The following is a 16,809-nucleotide window of genomic DNA, read 5'->3' as shown; positions in this document are numbered from 1 at the left end:
CACAGAATGAACTGCGACTTTTTTGTTACTATGAGATACTGTGTATCTCTTCGTACGCTTGGCTTTTGTTCAGTTTTCAAAGAACTTGTTTGTCGCTGCTTTGGCGACTTAATTAGTGTAACATTTTCTGACGAGCAAGTCAATCAAAAGTTTTAATTGTTTTTTTGTGCTCGTCGTTTAAGACAAGAATTAGTATAGCATATAAAAAACAAACTAAGCAAGAGTTTTTTTGTTCCAATTTAAAATATCTTCTATATGTATATGTGCATTCTGCTGAAGGTCAATGATCTCGCCTGTTTGCTGCTGTTTTATCATCGGTCTAGTTAGGTTGTTTGGTGAAATAAAAACGATCTCACCGACTTCACCTGTGTTTAGACGAACAGATGCCCCAATGGAGAATTGTAATAACTGCTCAGTTAAAGCAAGGACTCCTGGGATATGTAAGGCTCCAAAAGTTTGGAGTCGCATTTCTTCCAAAATATAATAGGTAGACTGCTTGGATCTGTACTTTCTTTCTGATGACATTGCATGGTACACGTCTGCAATAGCGATAATTTCACTATAAGGATGGATCTTATCTAAAGCTACACCAAATGGGTATCCTTGATTATCAGAACGCTCATGATGCTGCAAGACTGCTAATTTCGTTGCAGCTGTAATTCCTTTGGCATTTTTAATCATCTTATAGCTATAAACAGGATGTTTCTTAATCTCTTCGAATTCTGCACACATCAATGGACCGCTTTTATCTAGGATTGCAGGTGAAATCTTAGCCATACCAATATCTGAAAGCAAACCTGCTAAACCAATCTGAATCCATTCTTTTGTTTCATAGTTCATCTTGTGCCCAAGAGCAGCCGCAATTAGAGCTACGGAGACTGAATGATGGTAGCGATAATCTTTACGGTGTGCATATTCATGAAGAGACATTAGTTTAAAAGGTGATTGAATGACTTCTTCAAATAACGGGTCCATCACCTTACGCAGTTCATGAATGGAAACCGGCATACCAGCTTGCCACGATTCAAAATTCTTTTTGAATACACGAATGGCTTCGCTATATAAACTTAAAAACGATGGATGTTCCGATTCAAGAGGAGCCTCTACCTCTAAGTTTTCTTCTAGAGCTGTTGAGAATACCTCGCCATCTTCTAGCAAGTATTCAATATCGACTTCTTTAATAAAAAAAGCTTTCAAAAATTCAAGATGCTTATTTGTTAACACAGTATGCCTTTTGATTAAAGGGACCGACGCAAGGGCAAACACATCCGCTTGGACGATACAGCCTTCTTTTAGAATTTGTGTAGGGACTAACATGAGTAAACGCTCCTATCTATCAATCATTACTTTTGAACTAGATCTATTATCCTTTATTATATGTGATATTAAAAAAAATGGGAAATATTATTATTTAGCAAACAAAAAAACCGACCCACTATAGGTCGGTTTTACTAGTTATTCTTCTTCTGTTTCTGTATCATTCACTTCTGAATCATCTTGTACTTCTTGTGTTTCTTGTGTTTCTAGCTCTAATGTTGCTTCCTCTTCCTCCAGAAGCTCGTCCACTTCATCATCTTCAATATCAATGCGAGCAACTGTAGCCACTTCTTCGCCTTCGTTTACACGAATGAGCTTCACACCCTGTGTATTACGTCCGGTTTGCGAAATCGGTTCAACCTGGGTACGTATAATAACACCACTTGCTGTGATAATCATAATATCACTTTCAAGAGAGACCACCTTCAGTGAGACAAGTGCCCCTGTCTTATCGGTGATATTCGATGTTTTAATTCCTTTACCGCCTCGGTTTTGGATACGGTATTCATCAATAGGTGTACGTTTGCCGTAACCTTTCTCAGATACAATAAGAATATCCTGATCGCTTACAACAACATCCATACCTACTACATGGTCTTCATTGGATAAGGAGATACCTTTAACACCACCAGCAGTACGACCCATTAGTCTTACATCATTTTCATGGAATCGAATCGCCATCCCTTGTCTTGTTCCAATAATAATCTCTTCATCTCCACCAGTTAACCTTACCCCATGGAGCTCATCTTCACCTCGAAGATTAATAGCGAACAAGCCGCCTTTTCGAATATTAGCAAAGGCTGAAAGCTGAGTTCGTTTGGCAATTCCTTCTTTTGTTAGGAAGAACAAATAGGAATCATCATTAAACTCTTCTATTGGAATGACCGTACTAATGGTTTCTCCTTGTTCAATCTGTAGAAGATTAATTATCGGAATACCTTTTGCCGTACGTCCTAGCTCAGGAATTTCATAGCCTTTTAGACGATATACTTTACCTTTATTAGTAAAGAATAGAATCGTATGATGCGTATTTGTGGTAAATAGATGAGAGACAAAATCGTTATCATTTGTTCCCATACCCTGAATACCTTTACCGCCACGCTTTTGATTTTTGTAAGTTGAGATTGGAAGACGTTTAACATAGCCGTTATGACTAATTGTGATGATAACGTTTTGACGAGTAATTAAGTCCTCATCCTCAAGGTGATCTTCACTCATAGAGATGATGGTACGACGCTCATCATTAAAACGTTCCTTCACTGCAATTAGTTCTTCACGGATGATTTCAAGTACCTTTCCTTCATCGGCAAGGATCGCTTTAAGCTCCGCAATGCGTTGTTGCAACTCATTGTATTCGCCCTCGATCTTATCGCGCTCAAGACCAGTTAATCGTTGTAGACGCATATCCAAAATCGCTTGAGATTGATCATGACTTAAGCTAAAGCGTTCCATTAACCCGTTTCTTGCAATCTCAGTTGTTTGAGACGCACGAATGAGGCTAATCACTTCATCAAGATGATCTAAGGCAATACGTAAGCCTTCTAAAATATGCGCACGCGCTTCGGCTTTCTTAAGTTCAAAGGCCGTACGTCTACGAATAACGACCATTTGGTGATCAAGATACTCTTCTAGACACTCTTTTAAATTTAAGACCTTAGGACGACCACCAACAAGAGCTAACAGGTTAATACCAAAGCTCGACTGGAGAGCCGTTTGCTTATGCAAATTGTTTAATAGAACGTTCGCGTTAGCATCACGTCTCACTTCAATGACAATTCTCATCCCTGTACGGTCTGATTCATCACGAAGATCAGTGATTCCTTCGATCTTTTTATCACGAACAAGCTCCGCAATTTTTTCAATTAAACGGGCTTTATTCACTTGGTAAGGTAACTCAGTAACGATAATACGCTGCTTTCCGTTATTATCTTCAATTTCTGATTTAGCACGAAGCGTAATTGAGCCTCGTCCAGTTTGATATGCACGACGAATACCAGAACGACCTAGGATCTCAGCTCCTGTAGGGAAATCAGGGCCCGGGATATATTCCATTAACTCGGCAATATCAATTTCTCGGTTCTCAGATAAAGCCAACACCCCGTCAATGACTTCACCTAATTGGTGAGGAGGAATATTGGTCGCCATACCAACTGCGATACCTGATGCTCCGTTCACCAGAAGGTTCGGGAATCGTGCAGGTAACACAACAGGCTCACGCTCAGAACTGTCATAGTTATCTTGAAAATCAATGGTATCTTTATTGATATCTCGGACGAGTTCCATCGAAATTTTAGACATCTTTGCTTCTGTATAACGCATTGCAGCTGCGGAGTCTCCATCGACCGACCCAAAGTTTCCGTGTCCATCAACGAGCATGTAGCGATAACTAAAATCTTGAGCCATACGTACCATGGTTTCATACACGGCAGTGTCACCATGCGGGTGATACTTACCAATAACATCCCCAACAATACGAGCCGATTTCTTGTAGGCCTTATCAGGTGTCATACCTAGATCATTCATGGCATACAAAATTCTGCGATGAACAGGCTTTAGGCCATCTCTAGCATCGGGAAGTGCACGGCTGACAATAACACTCATTGCATAGTCCATAAAAGACGTTTGCATTTCTTGTCCTATATTTATTTCTGTAATGTTTGATTGATTCTGTTCAGCCATTAATTAAACCTCCATTAGAGCTGTTGCGTTTTTCTACCCGTTTACACATCAAGATTTTTTACATAATGGGCATTTTCTTGTATAAAATCACGTCTCGGTTCTACTCGATCACCCATTAACACATCAAATATTTCATCTGCTTTGATCGCATCTGCAAGTGTAACCTGCATCATGCTTCGTGTTTCGGGATTCATCGTTGTGTCCCAAAGTTGTCCAGGATTCATCTCTCCAAGACCTTTGTAACGCTGAATACCAATCTTAGAGCGATCAGAGAATGTTTTTAACAACTCATCTAATTCACGATCATTATACGTATAAAAATCCTGCTTGCCTTGCGTTACCTTATAGAGAGGCGGCTGAGCGATATACACATAACCACTTTCAATAACGGGACGCATGTAGCGGTATAGGAATGTGAGAAGAAGCGTACGAATATGCGCTCCATCCACATCGGCATCTGTCATAAGAATCAGCTTATGGTAGCGAGCCTTTGCAATATCAAACTCATCACCAATTCCCGTACCAAGTGCTGTAATGATTGTTCTAATTTCATTGTTTGCCAGAATTTTATCAAGACGGGCCTTTTCAACGTTAATAATTTTTCCACGAAGAGGTAAGATCGCTTGGAAGTGACGGCTTCGTCCTTGTTTAGCAGATCCTCCCGCAGAGTCACCCTCTACGATATACAATTCACTAATTGTCGCATCTTTAGATGAGCAATCAGCTAATTTACCTGGTAGCGAACTTACTTCAAGTGCACTCTTACGACGAGTCAGCTCTCTTGCCTTTTTAGCTGCTTCTCTTGCTCTAGAAGCCATTAACCCTTTTTCTACTACCTTACGGGCAACTTGTGGATTTTCAATTAGGAATCGGGCAAAATGCTCACTGAACAACGAATCAGTAATCGTTCTTGCTTCGCTATTCCCAAGCTTTGTTTTGGTTTGTCCCTCAAACTGTGGTTCAGGAATCTTAACAGAAACAATCGCCGTTAATCCTTCACGAACATCCTCCCCCGTTAGGTTTGGATCGCTTTCTTTAAATAAACTATTCTTACGTGCATAATCATTAATTACACGAGTTAAACCAGTTTTAAACCCTGATTCATGTGTCCCACCTTCGTGGGTATTAATATTATTGGCAAATGAATAAATGTTGCTGACATAGCCATCATTGTATTGAACAGCGACTTCAACGGTCAGACCATCTTTCTCACTTTCAATATGGATCGGCTCAGGATGAAGGACTTCTTTCGAGCGGTTTAAATGCTCTACAAACGAACCAATTCCACCTTCATAAAAATAAGTTGACACTTTTTCTTGATCTTCACGTGTATCCTCAATGTGAATAGTGAGCCCTTTATTTAGGAACGCCAATTCTCTCAGCCTTGAAGCTAACGTATCAAATTCATATACCTGAGTTTCTTTAAAGATCTCAGGATCTGGTTTAAACGTAATGACCGTTCCAGTCTTATCAGTTTCACCTATTACTTCTAAGTCCGCTGCAGGTACACCTCGTTCGTACTTTTGATAATGAACGCTGCCTCCAAGGTGAACGTTCACCTCTAAGTATGTAGACAATGCGTTAACAACAGAGGCTCCAACCCCGTGAAGTCCACCAGAAACCTTATACCCGCCTCCGCCAAACTTACCACCAGCGTGAAGAACAGTCATAATAACCTCAACAGCAGGACGACCCATCTTCTCTTGAATACCGACTGGGATTCCACGGCCATTATCCTCAACCGTTATACTATTATCCTTCTCAATAGTTACTGTGATGGTATCACAATGACCTGCCATAGCTTCGTCAATACTATTATCTACAATCTCCCAAACCAAATGATGCAATCCTCGACCACTTGTGGAACCGATATACATACCAGGACGCTTACGCACAGCCTCCAGTCCTTCAAGTACCTGTATCTGACTTTCATCATAGGATTGTTCTGTTTGCTGTTCACTACTCACTTGCTTCACCTTCATTCCCAATTATCTTAAACATCGTTCAATCAAACGGTTTTACTCTATATCCTCTTTTATGCCAGTTCCTGTTAGAACCCTACGATTTAACGTAACGGAGGAAACAGGAGAGTAATAAATAACTTGATCAGTAATAATAACGGATTTAACTAAATCCGGCGTAATTGTAATTGAATCATTAGCCTTAGCTAAAAAAGCCTCTGTTTCTTCCGCTATATCGTTTTTTTCATACTGGAGAATCGCAATGATCTCAATGGCTCGAATCATAACGTCTCCACCCAAGTGAATAAACATTGCTTCACCTCACAGGAGTAAATCTTTTCATGCTTTTAATCAGTTTGTCGCAATTGAATCTGACCAGCCTTCACTTCAAAAACATCTGCATTTTCTAAAGCCTTTTGATGAACCCCAGCTAATCCGGTAGTGGTCACAAATGTCTGAACTTTTCTCTGGATCGTCTCCAAAAGATGAGATTGTCGATAATCATCAAGCTCTGAAAGCACATCATCAAGCAGTAATACTGGGTATTCGCCTACTTCTTCTTTGATGAGCTCAATTTCTGCTAGCTTGAGAGCCAATGCAGTAGTCCTCTGTTGACCTTGAGAGCCAAAGCTTTGAACATCCTTTTCGTTTACCTGAAACCCGATATCCTCACGATGTGGCCCAAATAAAGTCGTTCCTCTTATCCGTTCTTTTTCTTTTTTTTGTTCGTACACTGCATGAAGCCTTTCTTTTAGGGTCGACAAATTCAAGTCTTCTAATACCTCTACCGTTGAAAGATAGATAAGCTTTAGCTCTTCTGTACCACGGGAAATATCAAAATGAATGGTTTCTGCCCACTTCTGCAGCTTACGAAGGAATAGCGCTCGTCTTTTTATCAACTCAGCGCCAGTATCAATCAATTGTTCTGTCAGAATATCCAACATGTCATGAGATGGTTTTTTGTGCCAATCTCTTAAAAGAGAATTCCTTTGTTGCAGGATTTTCTGGTAGCGGCTGCTGTGGTGAAGATAGACCGGACTAATTTGGCCAAGCTCCATATCCATAAAGCGCCTTCTTCCTTGGGGACTGCCCTTAACCAAATGTAGATCTTCAGGTGCAAACATAACGACATTAAGAGCTCCGACGTACTCACTGAGGCGTCGTTGCTCCAAACCATTAAGCTTCACTTTTTTCCCTTTGCTTGAGATGGTTAAATCCAGCTTCAGTTTGCTAGAGCGTGTCTGAGCCTCACCACAAATGCCGGCATAATCCTGCCCCCAGCTAATTAATTCCTTGTCCTTGGCCGTCCGATGCGACTTAGCCATGGCCAGCACATAAATAGCTTCGAGCACATTGGTTTTTCCCTGTGCATTATCTCCAACAAACACATGAACCTGCTTTTTAAATTCGAGTTCAGCCTCTGCATAGTTTCGATAATGCTTAAGTGATAACTTATTGACCCTCATCTTCCTTCTCCTCGGCCTCTGCAATTTCTATGACTGTGCCATCAGCAAGCTGGATCTCATCACCCGCTCTCAGCTTTTTACCTCGACGGTTCTCCGGCTCTCCATTCACAATCACTTCATACTCGCTTAGATACCACTTAGCCATACCACCTGTATCAATTGCACCAGATTCCTTCAGCAATTGTCCAAGTGTTATATACGGAGTTGAGATCTTTAGCACGTCCATGTTGTACCTCTTTTTCTCCCTCTAGTTGAGGGTTATAAGAAAGGGAAGACAGCAATTCACTGAGATCTGCTGTCTTCTAGTTCCGTTCAATTTACATACATTCTCTATTATCTATTGTACTAGACTAAAGGCTTCTAGCCAAGTCCAATCTTAAAAGAGAGCCACTAAGACCTAGTATGTACGTACCGGAGAGAACAAGTGTAGATAATGATCGTGATCCGTTGGTCTAACCACAAATGCACTCATTGCTCCAGTGAACATGATATTTACTTTTTCACTATCAATAACCTTTAACGCATCAATTACAATTTTGCCGTTAAACGAGATTCTCATTTCTTCTCCATCTTGGTCAGAAGTTGATAGATCTTCGGTTACTTTTCCGATTTCAGGAGACACCGATGTAATTTCAATCTCATTTTCGGCTAATGTTTTTAACGTGACGACGTTATTTTTCCCATCTGAGAGCAACAAGGCTCTTTCTAATGTATGCAGTAATGATTTTGTCTGCACAGAGAACGATGTTTTGGATTGTGTTGGAATCATACTACTTGTGACTGGATACTTCCCATCAAGCAATCTCGAGAAGAATAACGTGTGCCCCAATTTAAATAGAATTTGATTCTCCGTAACTACAACCTCTGTCAGCTCATCATTATCATCAAGGATTCGACTTAACTCAGTCAGGCTTTTTCCCGGAATCACTACATTTTCAAATGTCAGCTCTTGATCATTCCGTTCAATCGATGATTTTCTCATAGCTAATCGTCTACTATCTGTTGCAGTACAGATTAATTCGCCATTTTGAATCTCGAGGTTTACACCTGTCAACACAGGACGTGTTTCCTGAGCGGACACTGCGAATACGGTTTGTCTAATAATATTTTTCAACATATCCTGTGGCAAGCGGAAGACCCGTTCTTCTTCTAATTGAGGAAGACGAGGATACTCTTCAGGATCCAGACCATTTAGTGTAAAAACAGAAGATCCAGAACGGATCGTTGCACTTAGAGGATCTTGAATACTAATTTCAATTTGTTCACCAGGTAGTTTTTTTACGATTTCCGCAAAAAATCGTGCCTGCAAAACAATACTTCCCTCTTGTTTAATATCGACAAGATGTTGATCATTTTCTTCTGCTGGAATAAATGTCTCAATCGAGATATCTGAATCACTTCCAGTCAATGTAACTCCTTCATTTGTTGCAACTAGTTTCATTCCTGTAAGAATTGGAATGGTGGTTCTAGAAGAAACCGCCTTAGCTACGTTTTGAACATCATGAACAAAACGATTTCTTTCAATGACAAAATGCATGACGAATAGCTCCTTTAAAATCATTATTTATGGTTTTAAAAATAGTAACAGTAGTAATAGGGGCTGTGAATTTGTGGATAAGTGATAAAACTCTATGTGACGCAGGTTATACACATGTGGGCAAACTGTGTATAAAGATGATCAGTTTGCCCACACTGTACACAGCCATTAGCCGCGGAGCTGTTCTGTAATGGCTTGAACCTTCTGCTGTAAATCTTCATCCGTTCCAAGTAATCTAGATATTTTTTCGTGAGCATGAATCACAGTCGTATGATCTCGCCCGCCAAATTCACTTCCGATCTTCGGTAAAGAGGAATCGGTCAGTTCACGCGATAGATACATCGCAATCTGACGTGGAAAAGCAACTGACTTTGTTCGTTTCTTTGCTTTGAAATCATCTAGTTTCACTTGATAATAATCACCAACAAGCTTTTGAATGTCGGTAATGGTTAGCATCTTGGGTTTAGAGTTTGGAATAATATCTTTTAAGGCTTCAGCTGCAAGATCGGCATTCATATCTTTATTAATCAAAGATGAATAAGCGACTACACGAATCAGAGCGCCCTCTAATTCTCGTATATTCGTATCAATCTGATTAGCGATATATAACATCACTTCATTAGGAATATCTAAGTTCTCTGCTTTTGCTTTTTTCCTAAGGATGGCTATCCTAGTTTCCAAATCAGGTGGTGTGATATCTGTAATCAGGCCCCATTCAAAGCGAGAACGAAGTCTGTCTTCTAAAGTAGGAATCTCTTTAGGAGGTCTATCACTTGAGATCACAATTTGTTTTGACTCTTCATGCAAAGCATTAAATGTATGGAAAAACTCTTCTTGAGTTTGTTCTTTCCCTGCTAAAAACTGAATGTCATCTATCAATAGCACATCTACATTGCGATATTTGTTGCGGAAATTCACCGCTTTATTATCACGAATCGAGTTAATGAATTCATTTGTGAACTTTTCAGAAGACAAATAAACCACATTGGCCCGAGGATTATGCTCCATTACATAATGTCCAATGGCATGCATTAAGTGGGTTTTACCTAGTCCCACTCCCCCATAGATAAATAATGGATTGTAGGCTTTAGCTGGTGCTTCCGCTACAGCAAGTGAAGCTGCATGGGCAAACCGATTTCCTGAACCAATGACAAATGTATTAAACGTATACTTGCCATTTAGCATAGTGCGACTTGATATATCATCAGCAGCATCAGGTTGCGGTATTTTCTTAGGAGGCTGTTCCACTAGTAAATCATCAGCAGATGCGTTTTGTGGAATAACAAATTTAGGTGCCAACCTTGATCCTGTTAATTCTTCAATCGTATCAGAGGTCAAACTGGCATAATGATCCTCTAGCCAGTCACGTGCAAACTCATTAGGAGCGGTGACTGTAATGATATCGTTTTGGATAACAGTCGCTTTTGTCGATTTCAGCCAAGTTTCATAACTAGGCTTACTCACCTTCTTCTCCATTTCAGAGAGAACCCGTTCCCATAGGTCGTGAATATTTTCCAAGATTAAACCCCCTTTTATCAAGTATTGCGGTATAGCAGACACAGAAAAGACCTGTAACGGCCTTTAGTTGTGAGAGTTGTATATGTTTTGTACAACGTTGTATCACGAGTATGAATATTTATTCACTGTGTAGAAATTGTGGAAAGATAATAGTATAGTAGAAAACCATCAAAAAAGAAATAGCAAACAGCCCTGTGGAAAAAATAGTCCATAGGAAAACATCCTGTCCACAACTTTACCCACAGGCTGTGGACAGGATAGAGTGTCTGATTAGCTATCCACGAGTTAAAACATTATAATCATAGCAAAATAAACCTTTTACCGCAATGGTTTGTTAGGTTTATCCACAAAGCACAGCATGTTGTGTTTAATTTTTTTCCACAACACAAGATATGTGAGTAAGTTGTCGATGAGTCAGAGGATAAGTCGAATACTGTCTATTAAAGTTTTCCACAGTTGAGTGGCTCGAAAAGAGGAAGGAGAGACGAAAAGAAGATTTTAGAATAGACCTTGACAATAGGCGTCACTTTTCTTTATAATTTACAGGACTGTCTTACAGCCATATTTTTTTAAGAGCAATCCGCAGGGGGTGTAATAAATGGGTAAACCAACGTTTCAGCCAAATAACCGTAAGCGTAAAAAGAAGCACGGGTTTCGTGCAAGAATGAGCACTAAGAACGGACGTAAAGTTCTAGCTCGTCGTCGTCAAAAAGGAAGAAAAGTATTGTCTGCATAAAAACCGCTGAAAAGCCAGTGATAAGCAACTTCAGATTCTTGGACTTGCTTTGCGCATGCAGGTCCTTTCATTTTTAATGAATTGATAGGATGTATTGGCAGAACGCGGCAAGTATCGACATCTGAGACCACTGGTAGACAGTGGTCTTTTTTGCTTCAAAGAGAACAAACCTATAGAGGAGCGGGAATATGAGAAAAGAACAGCGGATTAAAAAGAATGAGGAATTTTCGGCTGTATTTAATCATGGTCGTTCCGTCGCGAATCGTCAGTTTGTTCTATATGTTCTCAAGAAAGAGGATCAAGAGCAGTTAAGGCTAGGACTTTCCGTGAGTAAGAAGGTAGGTAACGCTGTTGTTCGTAATCGAATAAAGCGGTTAATTCGCACTGTTTTTCAAGAAAAACAAGAGCTTCTTTTACCTGCTTATGACTATGTAGTGATAGCAAGAAAACCAACCGCTGATATGAATTACTTAGAATTTCATAGTAGTCTGGCACATGTGATGAAAAAAGCAGGTGTGAGCAGAAGGATTTCACAAACAACAACGAGAAAATGATATGTATTGCAGAGGGTGTGAAAGAGTGAAGAATAAATGGGGGTTATTCATTGTTTCATTTGGTCTGCTGTTTCTTCTAACCGGATGTTTCGATGTAAATGAACCAATTAACAGTAGTAGTGAGGGGATTTGGAATAGCTTTTTTGTGTATCCGGTTTCCTGGCTCATTATCTTTTTTGCTGATTTCTTTAATAGTTATGGACTAGCCATTGTGGCGCTAACCATTTTGATCCGCTTGGTCATTATGCCGCTTATGATTAAGCAGACAAAAAGTATGAAGGCGATGCAGCTTCTGCAGCCTGAAATGCAAAAACTTAGAGAGAAATATAGCGCAAAAGATCAGAATACACAGCAAAAGCTACAAAAAGAGTTAATGGGCCTTTATCAAGAAAAAGGAGTGAACCCATTTGCTGGTTGCTTACCGCTAGTTATTCAGATGCCGATCCTTTTGGCCCTTTATCATGCAATTATGAGAACAACAGAGATTGGTGACAATACGTTTTTATGGTTCACCTTAAGCCAAGCAGATCCGATTTTCTTGTTGCCGATCATAGCTGGTGCTGCTACATTTGTTCAGCAAAAGATGATGATGGTACAGAATAACCCACAAATGAAGATTTTGTTATACATGATGCCGGTTATGATTACGGTATTTGGACTGTTCCTGCCATCAGCCGTTATTCTTTATTGGGTTGTCGGAAACCTATTTATGATTGCTCAAACGTACTTTATTACGGGCCCGAACGTAGAAAAACGTAAGGCTACGAAAGCGGGCGTTGGAGGGAAATCTAATGTTAAAGCCAAAGGCAAAGGTAAAGGTAAAGGTGTCAGGAAAAACAATTGAGGAAGCTGTAACAAAGGCTGTCGAACAATTGGGCTCACCGTTAGAGCGAATTTCCTATGAAGTAATTGAAGAACCTCGAAAAGGATTCTTAGGGTTTATAGGGAAGAGAGAAGCAACGATTGAAGCATACGCTATACCTGATCCTGATGACTTAGCTTATGAATTCTTAGTAGAAACAATCAACAAAATGGAAATTCCTGCAACGATTAATAAAAGTAAAACGAGTGAAGGTACACTTCTTTCTATTGAATGTGAACATGAAAGAGACACGGCCCGACTCATTGGTAAGCGAGGCCAAACCTTAGATTCATTAGAATATCTGGTAGGTTTGGCGGCTAATCGTAATAAAGCAAAACATAAGACGTTTCTAGTTGATGCAGGCAAATACCGTGCGAAGCGGTATCAGGCATTACGTGAATTGGCGGTTCGTGTCTCTAAAAAAGCAAAATATCAAACGGATGGCATTCCCTTAGAACCTATGAATGCGAGAGAACGAAAGGTTGTTCATCAGGTTCTTTACCGGAAAGAAGGAGTCATGACCTTCTCTAAGGGAAAGGGCAGTCAGCGTCACGTGATTGTCAAGAAATCAACGTAGTAGAAAATTCGTAAGTATATGAAGGCAAAATCCTCTATCTAAGAATCTAGATAGAGGATTTTGCCATGTCTCTTTCCTTGCGGGTTCGTAGCTTTTCAGCTAGGTCTGTGCTATTCTATTACATTAGAAGCAACCAAAGAAAATGAGAATGGATGATTCATCTTTCCTATAAATATAGAGCTTTTTTTTGAAAAAGGGGGTGACGATGAAATGATAACAGAATTTGATACAATTGCTGCTATTTCAACAGCTCAAGGTGAAGGGGCTATTGGCATTGTCCGACTGAGTGGAGACGAGGCAATTGCCATTGCCTCTCATTTATATGCGGGAAAACAACCATTAGAAGACGTTGCCTCACATTCAATTGTGTATGGTCATATCACAGATGGGACCAGCAAGGTAGAGGAAGCAATGATTAGTGTGATGAGAGCGCCTCGCACCTATACAAAAGAGGATGTAGTAGAAATAAACTGTCACGGTGGGTTGGTTTCTGTTAACAGAGTTCTTCAGCTTGCGCTAAAACGAGGAGCGAGGCTGGCGGAACCTGGAGAATTCACAAAACGAGCTTTTTTAAATGGCCGCATAGATTTGTCCCAGGCTGAAGGGGTCATGGACTTAATTCGAGCGAAAACCGATCGTGCGATGAACGTAGCACTTGGACAGCTTGAAGGTCGATTATCAAAAAAAATCTCTGTTCTAAGGCAGGAGCTGCTAGAAACAGTGGCTCAAGTTGAAGTGAATATTGATTACCCTGAATATGATGCCGAAGCGATGACTCATGACTTAATGATTCATAAAGTTGGTTTTGTCATTAAAGAAGTGGATAAGCTTCTAGAGACAGCAGGGCAAGGGAAAATCTTAAGAGAAGGTCTAGCAACAGCCATTATTGGTAGACCAAATGTCGGGAAATCATCGCTTATGAACAGCCTCGTTCATGAGAATAAAGCGATTGTCACTGACATCCCTGGTACAACACGAGATACACTTGAGGAGTATGTGAATGTGCGTGGTGTGCCTTTACGCCTTGTTGATACAGCGGGTATTCGTGAGACAGAGGATATCGTTGAAAAACTTGGCGTCGAGCGTTCAAGAAAAGCGCTACGCGAAGCAGATATGATTTTGCTCGTGTTGAATCATGGCGAAGAGCTGTCTGTGGAGGATGAAGCGTTGTTTGAAGCTGTTGCAGGTATGAATGCAGTCATCATCGTCAACAAAACCGATACGCCTCGAAAGATAAATCTCGAGCGCGTGCAAGAGCTTGCAGCAGGACGTCCGCTTGTCACAACTTCTTTTATAGAAGAAAAGGGAATTGATGATTTAGAAGCAGCGATTGCGAACTTGTTTTTTGAAGGAGCTATTGAGGGAGATGATGCAACGTATGTATCGAATACCCGACATATCGCGCTTTTAGAGCAAGCGAAACAAACGGCACAGGATGCATTGGATGCTACTGAATCAGCTATGCCTATCGATTTAATTCAAATTGACGTCACTAGAACGTGGGAGCTACTAGGTGAGATCATTGGAGATAGTGTGCAGGATAGTCTCATTGATCAGTTGTTCTCGCAGTTCTGTTTAGGGAAATAAAGTAGAATGTCTATCGGTTGGGGAGATAAACCAATCGGGCCTATACGCGCAGAAGCCGTATCTATTGGGATCTTGCTGCGCGTTAAGAGATAAAAATAAGGAAAGAAGGATTAGACCATGAGCTATCAAGGTGGAGATTTTGATGTAATTGTCATCGGTGCTGGTCACGCAGGGGTTGAAGCAGGACTTGCTTCGGCACGTATGGGTGCCAATACATTAATGCTGACATTGAACCTAGATGCCGTCGCGTTTATGCCGTGTAACCCATCAGTGGGCGGACCGGCAAAAGGAATTGTTGTAAGAGAGCTTGATGCACTGGGTGGAGAAATGGCCCGGAATATAGATAAAACTCATATTCAAATGAGAATGTTGAATACAGGAAAAGGTCCAGCTGTACGTGCTTTGCGTGCGCAGGCCGATAAGTTTATGTATCAGCATGAAATGAAGAAAACCATCGAGGAGCAAGAGAATTTACTATTGCGCCAAGGTATGGTGGAGAAGTTGATTGTAGAAGATGGTGTCTGCAAAGGTGTTATTACGAATACAGGTGCAGAGTACCGCAGTACAGCTGTGGTCATCACAACGGGTACGTATCTTCGTGGAAAGATTATTCTTGGAGAACTTGCTTATGAGAGTGGTCCTAACAACATGCAGCCATCTGTACAGTTGTCTTATCACTTGCAGGAGCTTGGTTTTGATATGGTTCGCTTCAAGACCGGAACACCTCCTCGTGTAAATGGAAATACGATTGATTATGATAAAACAGAGATCCAGCCTGGGGACGATGTTCCACGAGCTTTTTCATATGAAACAACGAAGTATATTACGGATCAGCTTCCATGCTGGCTAACGTATACATCAACAAATACGCACCTAATTATTAACGAGAACTTAACACGTTCTCCAATGTATTCAGGTATGATTGAAGGAACGGGTCCACGTTACTGCCCATCGATTGAAGATAAAATTGTCCGCTTTAATGATAAGCCAAGACATCAAATCTTCTTAGAACCAGAAGGGCGTAATACAACAGAAGTTTACGTGCAGGGGCTTTCTACAAGCCTGCCTGAAGATGTTCAGCTTAGTATGCTGAAGACTATTCCAGGGCTGGAAAACGTGAAAATGATGCGTCCTGGCTATGCCATTGAATATGATGCCATTGTGCCTACACAGCTTTGGCCAACACTAGAAACCAAAAAGGTGAACGGGTTGTTTACAGCTGGCCAAATTAATGGAACATCAGGATATGAAGAAGCCGCAGGACAAGGTGTTATGGCTGGAATTAATGCTGCATTAAAAGCTCGTGGAGAAGAAGGATTAATTCTTGATCGCTCACAAGCCTATATTGGCGTTCTCATCGATGATTTGGTGACGAAGGGTACAAATGAACCTTATAGACTTCTGACCTCTAGAGCGGAATTCAGGCTGCTTTTACGCCATGATAACGCAGATCTTAGGTTGACTGAGATTGGTCATCAGATTGGCTTAATTAAAGATGATCGTTTTAATCGTTTTCTCGAAAAGAAAGAGCAAATTATCTCGGAGAAAAAACGAATCGAAAAAATCGTCATAAAACCATCAGCGGAAGTGGATGAGATGCTGATAGAAGCAGGGTCTTCACCTTTAGCTGAGGCGATGCATGCAGCAGCCCTTTTACGTCGCCCGGAGCTGACGTATCAACACGTTGCTTCGATTATTCCTTCAGCTGATTCTCTTATCCAAGAGGGTGTAGCAGAGCAGGTAGAAATCCAAGTGAAGTATGAAGGCTATATTACGAAGCAGTTACAACAGGTTGAACGATCAAAGAAAATGGAAAACAAAAAGCTACCAGAGGACCTTGATTACATGGCCATTAATGGGCTAGCTACCGAAGCGAAACAGAAGCTTTCAGAGGTGCGTCCGATCTCATTAGGGCAGGCATCACGCGTATCTGGTGTAAACCCTGCTGATATCTCTATCTTACTTGTTTATATGGAACAAGGACGTTTAGCGAAAGTGAAGCCATAGAAAGAGGG

Annotated in this window: 14 protein-coding genes; 6 read left to right on the top strand and 8 right to left on the bottom strand. The window is 40.7% G+C overall.

Annotated features, from left to right (window positions below):
- Window positions 1-213: 213 nt before the first annotated feature.
- From J2S05_RS19420 to dnaA, 8 genes are all read right to left on the bottom strand, one after another.
- Entirely contained in the window at window positions 214-1,317 is a 1,104-nt protein-coding gene (locus J2S05_RS19420; protein ID WP_306985785.1) for an HD-GYP domain-containing protein, read from the bottom strand.
- A 138-nt stretch (window positions 1,318-1,455) separates the two neighbouring features.
- Complete coding sequence (gene gyrA, locus J2S05_RS19415; protein ID WP_306985783.1) at window positions 1,456-3,996, bottom strand: DNA gyrase subunit A; 2,541 nt, start codon at window positions 3,994-3,996, stop codon at window positions 1,456-1,458.
- A gap of 41 nt (window positions 3,997-4,037) precedes the next feature.
- The gene (gyrB, locus tag J2S05_RS19410) at window positions 4,038-5,978 is read right to left on the bottom strand and encodes a DNA topoisomerase (ATP-hydrolyzing) subunit B (RefSeq protein WP_306985781.1); all 1,941 of its coding nucleotides are present in this window, start codon (window positions 5,976-5,978) and stop codon (window positions 4,038-4,040) included.
- Window positions 5,979-6,014: 36 nt separating this feature from the next.
- On the bottom strand, window positions 6,015-6,269 hold the full coding sequence (gene remB, locus J2S05_RS19405; RefSeq protein ID WP_306985779.1) for an extracellular matrix regulator RemB: 255 nt from the start codon (window positions 6,267-6,269) through the stop codon (window positions 6,015-6,017).
- Window positions 6,270-6,304: 35 nt separating this feature from the next.
- Window positions 6,305-7,423 (bottom strand): DNA replication/repair protein RecF, encoded by a 1,119-nt coding sequence (recF, locus tag J2S05_RS19400; protein ID WP_306985777.1) that lies wholly within the window; start codon window positions 7,421-7,423, stop codon window positions 6,305-6,307.
- Window positions 7,410-7,649, bottom strand: coding sequence for a S4 domain-containing protein YaaA (gene yaaA / locus J2S05_RS19395; protein WP_306985775.1), 240 nt, complete (start codon window positions 7,647-7,649; stop codon window positions 7,410-7,412). Before yaaA ends, recF begins: the two co-directional genes overlap by 14 nt.
- A gap of 171 nt (window positions 7,650-7,820) precedes the next feature.
- The gene (gene dnaN / locus J2S05_RS19390; RefSeq protein WP_306985773.1) at window positions 7,821-8,960 is read right to left on the bottom strand and encodes a DNA polymerase III subunit beta; all 1,140 of its coding nucleotides are present in this window, start codon (window positions 8,958-8,960) and stop codon (window positions 7,821-7,823) included.
- A 168-nt stretch (window positions 8,961-9,128) separates the two neighbouring features.
- Complete coding sequence (gene dnaA / locus J2S05_RS19385; RefSeq protein ID WP_306985771.1) at window positions 9,129-10,478, bottom strand: chromosomal replication initiator protein DnaA; 1,350 nt, start codon at window positions 10,476-10,478, stop codon at window positions 9,129-9,131.
- A gap of 598 nt (window positions 10,479-11,076) precedes the next feature.
- Between dnaA and rpmH the strand changes: the two genes are divergently transcribed.
- The 6 genes from rpmH (at window position 11,077) to mnmG (ending at window position 16,801) form a co-directional block, all read left to right on the top strand.
- Window positions 11,077-11,214, top strand: a complete 138-nt coding sequence (rpmH, locus tag J2S05_RS19380) for a 50S ribosomal protein L34 (protein ID WP_203087546.1) — start codon at window positions 11,077-11,079, stop codon at window positions 11,212-11,214.
- 188 nt (window positions 11,215-11,402) lie between these two features.
- On the top strand, window positions 11,403-11,768 hold the full coding sequence (gene rnpA, locus J2S05_RS19375) for a ribonuclease P protein component (protein ID WP_306985769.1): 366 nt from the start codon (window positions 11,403-11,405) through the stop codon (window positions 11,766-11,768).
- A 25-nt stretch (window positions 11,769-11,793) separates the two neighbouring features.
- A complete protein-coding gene (spoIIIJ, locus tag J2S05_RS19370) occupies window positions 11,794-12,612 on the top strand; it encodes a YidC family membrane integrase SpoIIIJ (protein WP_306985768.1) in 819 nt (272 codons plus the stop codon).
- Entirely contained in the window at window positions 12,560-13,207 is a 648-nt protein-coding gene (gene jag / locus J2S05_RS19365) for an RNA-binding cell elongation regulator Jag/EloR (protein ID WP_306985766.1), read from the top strand. Before spoIIIJ ends, jag begins: the two co-directional genes overlap by 53 nt.
- 210 nt (window positions 13,208-13,417) lie before the next feature.
- Window positions 13,418-14,794 (top strand): tRNA uridine-5-carboxymethylaminomethyl(34) synthesis GTPase MnmE, encoded by a 1,377-nt coding sequence (gene mnmE / locus J2S05_RS19360; RefSeq protein ID WP_306985764.1) that lies wholly within the window; start codon window positions 13,418-13,420, stop codon window positions 14,792-14,794.
- Window positions 14,795-14,911: 117 nt separating this feature from the next.
- On the top strand, window positions 14,912-16,801 hold the full coding sequence (gene mnmG, locus J2S05_RS19355; RefSeq protein ID WP_306985762.1) for a tRNA uridine-5-carboxymethylaminomethyl(34) synthesis enzyme MnmG: 1,890 nt from the start codon (window positions 14,912-14,914) through the stop codon (window positions 16,799-16,801).
- Window positions 16,802-16,809: the final 8 nt, after the last annotated feature.

Origin of the sequence: Alkalicoccobacillus murimartini (assembly GCF_030813245.1) — a bacterium.
In the GTDB taxonomy this organism is placed as follows: domain Bacteria; phylum Bacillota; class Bacilli; order Bacillales; family Bacillaceae_D; genus Alkalicoccobacillus; species Alkalicoccobacillus murimartini.
This window is presented reverse-complemented; position numbering and strand designations above follow the sequence as displayed.

Excerpts from the sequence above, each read along its gene's own strand:
- J2S05_RS19420 (WP_306985785.1), bottom strand. The coding sequence starts at position 1,317 with ATGTTAGTCCCTACACAAATTCTAAAAGAAGGCTGTATCGTCCAAGCG.
- gyrA (WP_306985783.1), bottom strand. The coding sequence starts at position 3,996 with ATGGCTGAACAGAATCAATCAAACATTACAGAAATAAATATAGGACAA.
- gyrB (WP_306985781.1), bottom strand. The coding sequence starts at position 5,978 with ATGAAGGTGAAGCAAGTGAGTAGTGAACAGCAAACAGAACAATCCTAT.
- remB (WP_306985779.1), bottom strand. The coding sequence starts at position 6,269 with ATGTTTATTCACTTGGGTGGAGACGTTATGATTCGAGCCATTGAGATC.
- recF (WP_306985777.1), bottom strand. The coding sequence starts at position 7,423 with ATGAGGGTCAATAAGTTATCACTTAAGCATTATCGAAACTATGCAGAG.
- yaaA (WP_306985775.1), bottom strand. The coding sequence starts at position 7,649 with ATGGACGTGCTAAAGATCTCAACTCCGTATATAACACTTGGACAATTG.
- dnaN (WP_306985773.1), bottom strand. The coding sequence starts at position 8,960 with ATGCATTTTGTCATTGAAAGAAATCGTTTTGTTCATGATGTTCAAAAC.
- rpmH (WP_203087546.1), top strand. The coding sequence starts at position 11,077 with ATGGGTAAACCAACGTTTCAGCCAAATAACCGTAAGCGTAAAAAGAAG.
- rnpA (WP_306985769.1), top strand. The coding sequence starts at position 11,403 with ATGAGAAAAGAACAGCGGATTAAAAAGAATGAGGAATTTTCGGCTGTA.
- jag (WP_306985766.1), top strand. The coding sequence starts at position 12,560 with ATGTTAAAGCCAAAGGCAAAGGTAAAGGTAAAGGTGTCAGGAAAAACA.
- mnmE (WP_306985764.1), top strand. The coding sequence starts at position 13,418 with ATGATAACAGAATTTGATACAATTGCTGCTATTTCAACAGCTCAAGGT.
- mnmG (WP_306985762.1), top strand. The coding sequence starts at position 14,912 with ATGAGCTATCAAGGTGGAGATTTTGATGTAATTGTCATCGGTGCTGGT.